13 protein-coding genes and 1 pseudogene are annotated in these 11,977 nt (G+C 70.3%); 9 read left to right on the top strand and 5 right to left on the bottom strand.

Annotated elements, in window-relative coordinates; genetic code table 11:
• Window positions 1–1,190: alpha-amylase family glycosyl hydrolase (locus tag JWP28_RS07430; protein ID WP_299541637.1), on the top strand; the 1,190-nt coding region annotated here is incomplete at its 5' end.
• Window positions 1,191–1,302: 112 nt separating this feature from the next.
• Entirely contained in the window at window positions 1,303–2,400 is a 1,098-nt protein-coding gene (locus tag JWP28_RS07425; RefSeq protein ID WP_299541635.1) for an aromatic ring-hydroxylating dioxygenase subunit alpha, read from the top strand.
• 26 nt (window positions 2,401–2,426) lie between these two features.
• On the opposite strand, the gene JWP28_RS07420 is transcribed toward JWP28_RS07425, so the two are convergent.
• Window positions 2,427–3,578: a L,D-transpeptidase gene (locus JWP28_RS07420; protein WP_299541633.1), complete on the bottom strand. Its 1,152-nt coding sequence runs from the start codon at window positions 3,576–3,578 to the stop codon at window positions 2,427–2,429.
• 83 nt (window positions 3,579–3,661) lie between these two features.
• Between JWP28_RS07420 and JWP28_RS07415 the strand changes: the two genes are divergently transcribed.
• On the top strand, window positions 3,662–4,561 hold the full coding sequence (locus JWP28_RS07415; RefSeq protein WP_299541631.1) for a M15 family metallopeptidase: 900 nt from the start codon (window positions 3,662–3,664) through the stop codon (window positions 4,559–4,561).
• A 45-nt stretch (window positions 4,562–4,606) separates the two neighbouring features.
• Window positions 4,607–5,401: an alpha/beta hydrolase gene (locus tag JWP28_RS07410; protein ID WP_299541630.1), complete on the top strand. Its 795-nt coding sequence runs from the start codon at window positions 4,607–4,609 to the stop codon at window positions 5,399–5,401.
• Between the two features lie 37 nt (window positions 5,402–5,438).
• Here the strand turns inward: JWP28_RS07410 and JWP28_RS07405 are convergent, their stop codons facing one another.
• Window positions 5,439–6,071 carry a glutathione S-transferase gene (locus JWP28_RS07405; RefSeq protein ID WP_299541628.1) on the bottom strand — a complete coding sequence of 211 codons (633 nt, stop codon included), beginning with the start codon at window positions 6,069–6,071 and terminating at the stop codon, window positions 5,439–5,441.
• Window positions 6,072–6,153: 82 nt separating this feature from the next.
• Here JWP28_RS07405 and JWP28_RS07400 point away from each other — a divergent pair, with 82 nt between their 5' ends.
• Window positions 6,154–7,800: an acyl-CoA dehydrogenase family protein gene (locus tag JWP28_RS07400; protein WP_299541626.1), complete on the top strand. Its 1,647-nt coding sequence runs from the start codon at window positions 6,154–6,156 to the stop codon at window positions 7,798–7,800.
• A gap of 7 nt (window positions 7,801–7,807) precedes the next feature.
• Here JWP28_RS07400 and JWP28_RS07395 read toward each other — a convergent pair whose 3' ends face one another.
• Window positions 7,808–8,527: a TetR/AcrR family transcriptional regulator gene (locus JWP28_RS07395; RefSeq protein ID WP_299541624.1), complete on the bottom strand. Its 720-nt coding sequence runs from the start codon at window positions 8,525–8,527 to the stop codon at window positions 7,808–7,810.
• Window positions 8,528–8,552: 25 nt separating this feature from the next.
• A complete protein-coding gene (locus tag JWP28_RS07390; RefSeq protein ID WP_299541622.1) occupies window positions 8,553–9,161 on the bottom strand; it encodes a TetR/AcrR family transcriptional regulator in 609 nt (202 codons plus the stop codon).
• A 352-nt stretch (window positions 9,162–9,513) separates the two neighbouring features.
• On the opposite strand from JWP28_RS07390, the gene JWP28_RS07385 reads away from it, so the two are divergent.
• Together JWP28_RS07385 and JWP28_RS07380 are read left to right on the top strand one after the other, a co-directional pair.
• On the top strand, window positions 9,514–9,711 hold the full coding sequence (locus tag JWP28_RS07385) for a twin transmembrane helix small protein (protein WP_299541621.1): 198 nt from the start codon (window positions 9,514–9,516) through the stop codon (window positions 9,709–9,711).
• A gap of 7 nt (window positions 9,712–9,718) precedes the next feature.
• Window positions 9,719–10,294, top strand: coding sequence for a cob(I)yrinic acid a,c-diamide adenosyltransferase (locus JWP28_RS07380; protein ID WP_299541619.1), 576 nt, complete (start codon window positions 9,719–9,721; stop codon window positions 10,292–10,294).
• Here JWP28_RS07380 and JWP28_RS07375 read toward each other — a convergent pair.
• Window positions 10,291–10,566, bottom strand: a complete 276-nt coding sequence (locus tag JWP28_RS07375) for a hypothetical protein (RefSeq protein WP_299541617.1) — start codon at window positions 10,564–10,566, stop codon at window positions 10,291–10,293. The genes JWP28_RS07380 and JWP28_RS07375 overlap by 4 nt on opposite strands.
• 160 nt (window positions 10,567–10,726) lie before the next feature.
• Between JWP28_RS07375 and JWP28_RS07370 the strand changes: the two genes are divergently transcribed.
• Both JWP28_RS07370 and JWP28_RS07365 read left to right on the top strand, forming a co-directional pair.
• Window positions 10,727–11,476, top strand: a complete 750-nt coding sequence (locus JWP28_RS07370) for an electron transfer flavoprotein subunit beta/FixA family protein (RefSeq protein WP_299541615.1) — start codon at window positions 10,727–10,729, stop codon at window positions 11,474–11,476.
• Window positions 11,476–11,977, top strand: a pseudogene (locus JWP28_RS07365) (electron transfer flavoprotein subunit alpha/FixB family protein); the annotation flags it as partial. The gene JWP28_RS07370 and the pseudogene JWP28_RS07365, both read left to right, overlap by 1 nt.

Raw genomic sequence — 11,977 nt, 5'->3', positions numbered from 1 at the left:
CGGTGTTCGGCGGCCCGGCCTGGGCCTACCAGCCGGCGCGGCGGCAGCACTACCACCACAAGTTCCTCAGGCAGCAGCCCAAGCTGAACTGGCGCAACGACGCGGCGCGGGAGGCGGCGCTTTCGGTGCTCGACCACTGGCTGGCCAAGGGGGTGGACGGCTTCCGCCTGGACGTGGCCGGGACCTTCCTGCACGACGCGGCGCTGACGCCCAATCCGCCCGTGCCCATGGCGACACGCACCCGGTACGACTGGTCGCACGCCGGCAATCTGCAGCGGCACCTTCACGACTCCAATCTGCCGGAGAACGTCGAGACCCTGGAGGTCATCCGCCGCCGGGTGGAGGCCCATGGCGGCAAGGACGGGGGCGACCGCTTCGTGTTCGGCGAGTTTTCCGAGGAGGAGGAGCGCTGCGGCGCCGACCTCTCGCCGACCGAGGGCCTGCACTCGGCCTATACCTTCGTCCTGCTGCTCGCCCGCAAGCTCTCGCCGGCGTTCATCCACGACCACTACGCGACGCTCGGCGCCTATCCGGCGCACTGGCCGACCATCTCGTTCTCCAACCACGACGTGCCGCGCACCGTCAGCCGCTTCGGCGGCGAGGACGCCCCGCCGGAGCTGGCGAAGCTGCTGTTCGCCCTGCTGCTCAGCCTGAAGGGCACGACCCTGATCTACCAGGGCGAGGAGCTCGGCCTGCCGCAGGCGGCGCTTACCCGCGGCCAGCTGCGCGATCCGGTCGGCGACCTCTACTGGCCATACTCAGGCGGCCGCGACGGCTGCCGCACGCCGATGCCGTGGGCGCCCGGCCCGGCGCTGGGCTTCACGACCGGGACGCCCTGGCTGCCGGCCGCGCCCGAACACGCCGCCTTGACCGTCGAGGCGCAGGAGGCGGACCCGGAGTCCAACCTGGCCTTCGCCCGGGCGATGATCGCCTTCCGCAAGGGCTCGCCGGCCATGACCGCGGGGAGCCTTGAGTTCCTGGACGTCGCCGAACCGGTGCTGGCCTTCGTGCGCCGCGACGGGGACGAGGCGATCGCCTGCCTGTTCAACCTCAGTGGCGAGCCGAAGGTCGCCTCGGACCCGGCCCTGGAAGGCGCCGCCCTGCTGGACCTCCCCGCCGGCGAGGCCGACCTGCGCGGCGCCTCAGTGGGCCTTGCCCCCTGGTCGGCGGCTTTCCTGCGGCTCGTCTAGGACCGGTCGTCGGGCTGACGCGCCTCTCCCCCGCGCAGCGAGAGGGAGAGGCGGTGCAGGCCCCGACCTCGTCGAAGTGGCGTCGAGCTGCGACCCGCCTTAGAACCTCCCCATGGCCGAGGGCGACACCAGAACCGCGCGGACGGAGGCGAAGTTCGGCCAGGGCTTCCTGACCGACATCTGGTATTTCGCCGCGCTGGCCAGCGACCTCAAGCCCGGCAAGCTGGCGCGCCACGAGCTGCTGGGCGAGCCGGTGCTGCTCGGCCGCTCCAACAAGGGCGAGCTCTTCGCCCTGCGCGACATCTGCCCGCACCGCGCCGCCCCGCTGTCGGCCGGGCGTTTTCATCAAGAGGCGTCGGGCTCCACGACCGTGGAATGCCCCTATCACGGCTGGCGGTTCCGTGCGGACGGCGGTTGCGCGGCCATCCCGTCGCTGGTGGCGGAGCAGGCGATGGACGTCAGCCGCATCCGCGTGCGGCGCTATCCGATCGCCGAGAGCCAGGGGCTGGTGTTCGTCTGGGTCGGCTCCGATCCTCGCGGACTTGGCGAACCCACCGAGCCGCCGCTGCTGTTCGAGGGCGTGGTCGGCGGCGCCCCAAAGCTGGTCGACCGCATGGATTTCGACGCCCACATCGACCACGCCGTGGTCGGGCTCATGGACCCGGCGCACGGCCCCTACGTGCATCAGCAGTGGTGGTGGCGCTCCAAGCATAGCCAGCACGAGAAGGCCAAGCGCTTCGAGCCCCGCGAACAGGGCTTCGCCATGGTCCGCCACGAGCCGTCGAAGAACTCGCGGGCCTACGCCATCCTGGGGGGCGAGCCGTTCACCGAGATCACCTTCCGCATCCCCGGGATGCGCTGGGAGCATGTGACGGTCGGCAAGCGCCAGGTGCTGTCGCTGACTTGCCTGACCCCAGTCACCGAAACTCGCACCCGGATCACCCAGATCGTCTGGTCCGACCACCCGGCCTTCTTCTTCCTCAAACCGTTCATCGCCGCCGGGGCCCGCGCGTTCCTGCGCCAGGACGGCGAGATGGTGAACCTGCAGAACCAAGGGCTGAAGTACGACCCGTCGCTGCTGTGGATCGACGATGCCGACCGCCAGGCCAAGTGGTACCAGCAGCTGAAGCGCGAGTGGACCGCGAGCCGCCGCGAGGGACGGCCCTTCGCCAACCCGGTGGAGGCCGCCACGCTGAAGTGGCGCAGCTAGGTCTTCCCCCGGTGCGGAGAAAGTATCTAGCCGGCGGCGGCCTTCGGCGCCTTGTCCTGCTCCACACCGACGAACGCCACCACGGTCCCCTTCTTCACCGCCTGGCTGAGCTGGCGGACGTCCCAGTTGGTCAGGCGCACGCAGCCGTGGCTGGCGGTCTTGCCGACGAGGCGCGGGTCCGGCGTGCCATGGATGCCGTAGGTGTCCGCGGTGAGGTCGATCCAGGTGGAGCCGACCGGATTGTTCGGGCCGGCCTTGATGGTCAGCTTGCCGTTCGAGGCCTTGCCGAACGTCAGCCGCGACGGATCGTAGGTGTAGGTCGGATTGGGCGCGACGGTGCGGACCGCCCATTCGCCCTGCGGCGCCGGGCGCTCGCTCGAGCCGACCGTGGCCGGATAGACCGCCAGCAGGACGTCGCCGCCGTAGGCGCGCACCTGTCGCTTGGTCTTGTCGACCTCGATGCGGGTGACCGCGCCGGGCAGCTTGTCGGGGCCCAGGGCCGCCACCACGATCCGGGCGCCGGCCACGCCGAAGTTGACGCCGGGGTTGAGGGCCTTCAGCAGCGCCTCGTCCATGTGGAACCGCTCGGCCAACTCCTCCGCGGGGCTGGTGAAACCGAGCGCTTCGAGCTTGGCCATCTCCGCCATGTCGGTGGGGATCTTGGCCAGGAACGGGCCCTTCACGTCCTCGGCGGTGATGACGTAGTCGGTGAGCGCCGGCCGCGCATCCTTGGCGAGCGCCGCCCACACCTGCTCGTCCATCTTGCCGTCCACCGGCATGCCGTGTGCGGACTCGAAGGCGGCGATGGCGTTCTGCAGGTTTCCGCCGTCCTGGCCGTCGATGACGCCGGGCGAGAAGTGGGCGCGGGCCAGCAGCACCTCGGCGCGCAGCAGGGCGTTGCGCCTGGCCCGCGGGGTGACCGCCTCGGCCGTCCAGTCGGCGGTGTCGATCTCCGGCGCCACCGGCGACACCGACGGCTCGATCGGCGGGACCTCCAGGGGTTCGGGATGCACGTCTGGCGCCGGGACCGGCTGAGCCGGGGCGACGACGCTGGCTTCGGCTGCGGGCGGCGGCTCGGCGGCGGCGGCCGTCTGCGTGGCATTCGGATCGGAGCAGGCGGCGGCCAGCATCAGGAGGGGTGCGCCGGCCAACAGGGCCGCCTTGCGGAACTTCATCATGGACCTCTGACCGGCGCCGCGCGTTAGTCGGCGGCGTGAGGTTCAAACCTTCAGAAGCGCTACGGTTCCTGGGCGCCTTGGCCGTGGCGGTCGTCGTCCTGGGCCTCCTCGCGCTGCGTGTGACCAGTTGCGCGCCGACGCCTGCGCCAACACCACGTCCGATCCCCGTCGCTCCCGTTCCGCCGCCTCCGCCTCCGCAGCCGCTGCCGCCCGCGAAGGCCGCCTCCGTCTGCGCCGTCGGCCCGGCGGACGCGGCCCGGGCCAACGCCGGCTCGCTGGACACGCTGGTCTGGGCGCCGTTCGGGCGGACGGAGATCGGCTGGAGCTCCTACGTCCCCCTGATCGCCCGCGAGCTGCGCACCACCTGCGCGCCGCAGACGCCCGGCTTCGCCGCCGCGCTCGCCGCCTGGCAGGGGGTCCAGCGCCTGCCGGCCGACGGGACCATGAACCCATCCGTCTTCGGCCGCCTGAAGGGCGTCATCCAGACCCGCCGCCCCTTCGTGCAGTTGAGCGCCCAGCGGGTGTGTCCCAACCCGCCGGCGGACGGCGCGCTCGCCGCGGCGACGCCGGCGGAAGGCTACGCCGGCAAGGCGATCCTGCTTCGCCCCGGCGCGCTGGCCGCCTACCGCCGGATGGCCGCCGCCGCCCGGGCCGATGACCCGCGGATCGCCGCCGATCCCCGCAACCTGACCATCTTCTCCGGCTACCGCAGCCCGGCCTCCGACGCCGCCCGTTGCGTGAGCGAGAGCAACTGCAACGGCCTCGTGCGCGCCACCTGCTCGGCGCACCGCACGGGGCTGGCCATGGACGTCTACGTCGGTCAGGCGCCCGGCTTCGGACCGGACTCCAGCGCCGACGCCAACCGCCGCTTCATGAGCGGCACGCCGACCTACCGCTGGCTGGTCGCCAACGCCGACCGCTTCGGCTTCGTCCCCTACCCGTTCGAGCCCTGGCACTGGGAGTGGACCGGCGAGCCGCCCTGACTGCCGACGTCTTGAGCGAGGGCGGCAGGCCCCTTAGGGTCGGGCATGGCCAGCTTCACCTCGGACGGCGTGCGGATCGCCTATGACGACCTCAGCCCATCCGCCCCCGTGGAGCGCACCATCGTCCTGATCCACGGTTTCGCCTCCAACCGCAGCGAGGGCTGGAAGCGCACCGGCTGGTACGGCGCCTTCGAGCGGCGGCGGACGCGGGTGATCGCGCTGGACCAGCGCGGCCACGGGGAAAGCGAAAAGCTCTACGACCCGGACGCCTACCGGCGGGAGAAGCTGGCGGGCGACGTGCTGGCGCTGATGGACCAGCTCGGCGTCCTGCGCGCCGACCTCTTCGGTTATTCCATGGGCACGCGCACGGCGCTCGCCGTAGCCCTGGCTGCGCCCGAGCGGGTCTCGAACCTGATCCTGGGCGGGGTGGGCGGCAAGCTCCTGGAGCCCTCCCCTAGCGTGGCCGGCGAGCCGATGGCCGACGCCATGCTGGTCGACGATCCCTCGACCATCGCCGAACCGATGCTGCGGAGCTTCCGCCAGTTCGCCGACGAACAGGGCGAGGACCGCCGGGCCCTGGCCGCCGTCACCCGGGTGAAGAACCCGCCCTTCGCCCGCGACGCCCTGGCGGCGCTGCCCATGCCGGTGCTGGTCGTGGCCGGCCACGGCGACACCGGCGCGGGCGACCCGGAGGCCCTGGCGTGCATCTTCCCGAACGGCCATGCGGTCGCTGTCGCCGGCTGCGACCACTTCTCGGCCATCCCGCACGCGCTGACCAAAGCCGCCGTCTTCGACTTCCTCGACGGCCTGCTGGACGACGATTTTCCCGCCTTTGAGTGATCGCCTCTCCCTCTCGGCTTCGCCGGGGGCGAGGCGATTACTTCCGGGGGCCGAGGTTATAAGGCCCGCCCTTTTCCAGCGCCGCCGCATAGGCTGGCCGCGCCTGGAAGCGCTCCACCCAACCCTTGATGTTGGGATAGCGGTCGAGTTGGCCGAAGGCGCCGCAGACCTCGCCCACGAAGCTCATCTGGATATCGGCGCCGGTCAGGTCCTTGCCGATCAGCCAGTCGCGGCCTTCGAGCGACTGGTTCACATAGCCCAGGTGGTTGGCCATCTCGTCCTGGATGCGCGGATGCAGCGGCGCGCCGGCCTCGCCAAGGCGCATGACGTACATGTTGAGCATCAGAGGCAGCATGGCCGAGCCCTCGGCGTAGTGCAGCCACTCGTTATATTTTTCGAAGTCGGCCGCACCGCTGGGCGGCGCCATGCGTCCGCCGCCGTGCTTGCGGACAATATAGTCGACGACGGCGCCGGACTCGGCGATCGTGTGACCGTCCTCGGTGATCACCGGCGACTTGCCGAGCGGATGGACGGCCTTCAGTTCCGGCGGCGCCAGCCGGGTCGTCGCGTCGCGCTGGTAGGGCTTGATCTCGTAGGGGACGTCCAGTTCCTCCAGCAGCCACAGGATGCGCTGCGAGCGCGAGTCGTTGAGGTGGTGGACGACGAGCATGAGCGAGACCTCCTTCTTTTTCTGCGCGGCAGCAGAGCCGCCTGAAGCCACGCAAAGCAAGCTTCGCCTATAGTCGGTCCCGATGAGCCTCATTCTGCCCGATCTGCCCGACCTCCTCGACCTGGCCGCGGGCGAGGCCTGGGCGCTGGTCGCCGAGCTGCAGGACGCGGTGGCGGCGCGGGTGCGGCCCGGTGGGCGGCTCGACCGCGCGGCGCTCGACGCCGAGCAGCACGTCGCCCACGGGCTCGCCTGGGCGGCGGCCTATGCCGAGACCCTGCGCCAGACGGCGGCCTGGGCCCGGGCGCTGGCGTCCGAGGGCCGGTTCGGCGAGGCCGAGGCGCTCCCCGCCCAGCTCCTGGCGCACGAATATCTGAGCCAGCTGGCCGGCGGCCTGCCGATGAACCAGGGCGAGGTGTTCCGGCCCGCGGACCTGGGCGTCGAGGCCCCGCGGCTCACCCCGGTGATCGCGCGCCTGCGGCCGGGCGCCTCGCCGGCGGCGAAGGCGCGGATCGTCGACCTGCTCGACCAGGCGCGGGGCCGGCCGTCGCTGGAGGCCAGCGGGCTGGACGAGACCCTGGAGGCGGTGCGCGACCAGTTCGCCGCCTTCGCCGCCGAGAAGATCGCCCCCTTCGCCCACGGCTGGCACCTGCGCGACGAACTGATCCCCATGGCGCTGATCGAGGAGATGGGCGCGCTCGGCGTCTTCGGCCTGACGGCGCCGGAGGCCTGGGGCGGCTCGGGGCTTGGCAAGGTCGCCATGTGCGTGGTCACCGAGGCCCTGTCGCGCGGATACATCGGCACGGGCTCGCTCGGCACCCGCTCGGAGATCGCCGCGGAGCTCCTGCTGGCCCACGGGACGGAAGACCAGAAGCAGCGGTTCCTGCCGGGCGTGGCGTCGGGCGCGATCATCCCGACGGCGGTGTTCACCGAGCCGGAGGCGGGCTCGGACCTCGGGTCCTTGCGCACGCGCGCCGTGCGCGACGGCGACGTCTGGCGGGTCACCGGCGCCAAGACCTGGATCACCCACGCCGCGCGCGCCGACCTGATGACCCTGCTGGTCCGCACCGATCCGGCCTCAAAGGACCACCGCGGGCTCTCGATGCTGCTGGCCGAAAAGCCGCGCGGGACGACCGCCGATCCGTTCCCGGCGCCGGGCATGGGCGGCGGGGAGATCGCGGTGATCGGCTATCGCGGCATGAAGGAATACGAGATCGCCTTCGACGGCTTCGAGGTGGCGCACGCGAACCTGCTGGGGGGACAGGAAGGCCAGGGCTTCGCCCAGCTGATGGCGACGTTCGAATCCGCCCGCATCCAGACCGCGGCCCGCGCCATTGGTGTGGCGCAGAACGCCTTGGACCTGGCGCTCGACTATGCGCTTGCGCGGCGGCAGTTCGGAGAACCCCTCGCGCGGTTCCCGCGGGTGGCCAACAAGCTCGCCATGATGGCCGCCGAGGTCCTGGGCGCCCGGCGCCTGGCCTGGTTCGCCGCCTCGGCCAAGGACGAGGGCCGCCGCTGCGACCTCGAAGCCGGCATGGCCAAGCTGGTCGCCGCCCGCATCGCCTGGGCGGCGGCGGACAATGCGGTGCAGATCCATGGCGGCGCCGGCTTCGCGGTCGAGCAGCCCGTCAGCCGCATTCTGGCCGACGCGCGCATCCTCAACATCTTCGAAGGGGCCGGGGAGATCCAGGCCCAGGTCATCGCCCGACGCCTGCTCGAGGGCGCGAATTGAGCGCCGATTATCCCCCCGAACCGGACGATCCCTGCTGTTTTCGCGGCGTATAGCCCATCGCGATCAAGGCGATCTGGCGGTCCATGACCTCGGTCATGGTCGGGGCGTCCGCGTCGTCGCGCGCGGCCAGCCGATAGACCCAGGCGTAGGCGGCCATGAGCAGGTCGATGGTTTCCTGGAACTCGATCGCGCCATCGACGTCGCCTTCGCAGACGCCCTTGGCCAGGCAGTCCCGGATGATCGCCTGCAGGCGCGGATTTGCGCCCATCGGCTGGGCCGTGGACGGCAGGGTCCAGTCGTAGGCCGCGGCGATATGGGCCAGGAACAGGCGCGTGTGCCGGACCTCGAAGGCGAAGTGGATGGCGAACATCGTCTGCAGCCGCTCGAGCGTCGCGCCGCGCAGGTGCGGCATCACACGGTCGAGCTCGGCATACAGCCCGTCGAGCCGGTCCTGCATCACCTGGCTCAGCACATCGCCCTTGGAGGCGAAGGTGGTGAACACACTGCCCACGGACACGCCCGCGTGGCGGGCGATGTCGCGGATCGTCGTGCCCTGGTAGCCCTGGGTGTCGAAAAGCTCGCGCGCGGCCTTGATCACCCGGTTGCGGGTCTCGCTCTTCCGCGTCTGGCGGGTGACGCGCGGCCGCGCCACGACGGCCGGAAACTGCGCGACCGAGGCGCCGGCTGTCGCCTCATCGGGGCGCGGGTGGTTTTCCGGCGGGGTCATGGCTGATCATAGCACGCCGGGAGGACTAGTCCCTCCGCAGGCCCGCCAGCAGGATGCCGATCTGACCGCGCGCGCGGGTCCGCAGATCATCGAGGGTCCAGTTCTCGAAGATCGCCTGCGGGTAGTTGGACAGGTAGGCGTCAAACAGCATGTCGGCCCGCAGGGCGCCCTGGGCGTCGCTGCTGAGCTCGCCGCGCTCTACGGCGCGCGCCAGTTGGTCGGCGATCAGGTCACGCAGCGCTTGCGCCGGCGGGGCGCCGCGCAGCGCCGGGCCATCCTGCATCGACCAGCCGACGCTGAACGCCGCGCGGGCCAGCGGCAGTTGCGTCTGGTAGAAGGCGTAGCCGGCCGTGAACGCCCGCAAGATCGCGTCGTCCACGCGGTCGCCGTGGCTGGCCGCCTCGTGCATCGCCCTGGCGAGCGCGACCATGTCGGTCATCATGATTTCGCGGAACAGGTCGGACTTGTCCGCGAAATTGGCGAACACCGCGCCGGTCGACATGCCGGCGGCGGCGGCGATGTCCCGGATGGTGGCGCCTTCGTAGCCCTGTTCGCTGAACAGGCGGCGCGCGGCGGCCAACACCTTGGCGCGGGTCTGCTGTTTGGCGAGGGCCCGGCGCGTGGGCGCCTTCATTACATTTTCTTCAGCGGCTTGGATCGCAGCGACGTGCATCATTTCTAGCCGGCGGCCTAGGCCGTCCTTTCCAGCTTGTCCCCGACCGTGCGAGGAAGCACAGTTCGGTGAACGTGTTCATAAAACAAGTTACTTGATCTGCTAATGACCGAATCGGGCGTTAGCAGAGTAACTTGGGAGGGTTAGTCGGACTCTTGGAGGAGCTTGCTCTCCGCGATGTGCCCTGAGTGGGGCCGAATTTCGACCATTTCAACGAATTAAGCTCGTTGAACACGCTCACCAACTGTTGGGTTCGGCCCATAGCCTGCTTGGCTGTGGTCCGCAACCCCGACGTGAAATAAGATCGAACCCGATGGACATCTTCAGCTACCTCATCCCCCTCGCGCTGGCCGCCGTGGCCATTGTGCTGGCGTTCGGCATCTACGCCCTGTTCCGAGGCGGCGATTTCGGCCGCTCCTATTCGAACAAGCTGATGCGCCTGCGGGTAGTCATGCAGGCCATCGCCATCGCCGTCCTGATGGGCGCGGTCTGGTGGCGGACCAGGCATTGACCGCCACATGGTGACGCTCAATCGCATCTACACCCGCACCGGCGACGCCGGCTCCACCCGGCTGGCGACCGGAGCTCCGGTGAGCAAGGCCGACCTGCGCGTGGAAGCCTACGGCGCCGTCGACGAGACCAACGCCTGCCTGGGCCTCGCCCGCGTCCACACGGCAGACGCCGGGGCGTTCGACGCCATCCTGGCCCGCATCCAGAACGAGTTGTTCGATCTGGGCGCGGACCTGGCCCAGCCGGCGAAGGCGGACGAAGCGCCCGGCTCGGTCTTGCGGATCCTCGACGGCCAGGTGGCCCGCCTGGAAGGTGAGATCGATGCCTTGAACGCCGAGCTTCCGCCGCTCACCTCCTTCATCCTGCCGGGCGGCACGCCGGCCGCCGCCGCCCTGCACCTGGCCCGCACGGTCTGCCGCCGGGCCGAGCGCGAGGCCGTGCGGCTGGTCGAGGCCGGCGAGCCGGTGAGCGGTCCGGCCCTGCGCTACCTCAACCGGCTCTCGGACCTGCTGTTCGTCGCCGCGCGCCATGCCAACGACCGCGGCGCGGCCGAAGTGTTCTGGCAGTCCGGCGCGACGCGTTAAGGCTTCGCCGGAGCGGGGGCCGGCGGCGGAGCCCGGCCGATGGCCTTCAGCGCCGCGGCGCGGGCGGCGGGATCGGTGATCATCCGGCCGGTGAGGTCGGAGGTCAGGATCGGCTGGGCGCAGACCCGCTGGTAGCCGTCCCACCACTTATGGCCCTCCAGGCACTTCTGCTCGGGCATCGCCCAGCCCACCGTCCAGATCAGGATTCCGACGTTGGCCACGGCGAAAATGCCCAGGAAGATCAGCTTCAGGCGCTCGATAGTGGGGTTCATAGCGGTCTTCTTAACGGATCGGGGGCGGCGCTGGCTAGCCGCCGGACCGGGCCGAATTGCGGCGCCGCGAAGGCCCCCTGGTTTGCAAAGCGCGCCGGAACGGCTATTGCCCGCCTCGACCGAATTTTCCGCAAATGCATATTTGAGGCGCTAGCAACCCATGAAGGTCCTGGTCACCGTCAAGCGGGCCATTGATTCCAACGTCAAGGCGCGGGTAAGGCCCGACCAAACCGGCGTTGATCTCGCCAACGTGAAAATGGCGATAAATCCCTTCGACGAGATCGCGGTCGAAGAGGCCGTGCGGATGCGCGAAAAAGGCGTCGCCACCGAAGTCGTGGCCGTCTCCATCGGCCCGCAACAGGCGCAGGAGACCCTGCGCACCGCGCTGGCCATGGGCGCGGACCGGGCGATCCTGGTGCAGACCACCGAGGACCTCGAACCCCTGGCCGTGGCCAAGGTGCTGAAGGCGATCATCGGCGAGGAAAGCCCCGACCTGGTGATCATGGGCAAGCAGGCCATCGACGGCGACAACAACGCCACCGGCCAGATGCTGGCCACCCTGCTCGACTGGCCGCAGGCGACTTTTGCCTCGGCGATCGAGGTCGCGGGCTCGAAGGCCAAGGTGACCCGCGAGGTCGATGGCGGCCTGCAGACCCTCGAGGTCGACCTGCCCGCCGTGGTCACCGCCGACCTGCGTCTGAATGAGCCGCGCTACGCCAGCCTGCCGAACATCATGAAGGCCAAGAAGAAGGACCTGGCGGTCAGGGAACTGGCCTCGCTCGGCGTCGACACGGCGCCGCGCCTGAAGGTCCTCAAGGTCACCGAACCGCCGAAGCGCGCGGGCGGGATCAAGGTGGAGACCGCCGCCGACCTGGTCTCCAAGCTCAAAACCGAAGCGGGGGTGCTCTGATGGCCGTTCTCGTCATCGCCGACCACGACAATGCGACGCTGAAGGACAACACCGAAAAGACGGTGACCGCGGCGCTGAAGCTGTCCAGCGACGTCGACGTGCTGGTGGCCGGCCAGGGCGCCAAGGCCGTGGCCGACGCCGCCGCCAAGATCACCGGCGTGCGCAAGGTGCTGCTGGCCGAAAGCCCCGAGCTGGGCGAAGGCCTGGCGGAGAGCATGGAAGCGCTCGTCGTCCCGCTGATGGCCAATTACGACGCGGTGCTCACGCCGGCCACCAGCCAGGGCAAGAACTTCAGCCCGCGCATCGCCGCCAGGCTGGACGTGGCGCAGATCTCCGAGATCGTCGACGTCATCGACGCCAACACCTTCGTGCGGCCGATCTACGCCGGCAACGCGCTGGAGACCGTGCAATCCTCCGACGCCAAGAAGGTGATCACCGTCAGGCCCACCGTCTTCAAGGCGGCGGCGGACGGCGGCTCGGCCAAGGTCGAGACCATCCCCG

Origin of the sequence: Phenylobacterium sp. (assembly GCF_028290885.1) — a bacterium.
Lineage (GTDB): Bacteria > Pseudomonadota > Alphaproteobacteria > Caulobacterales > Caulobacteraceae > Phenylobacterium.
This window is presented reverse-complemented; position numbering and strand designations above follow the sequence as displayed.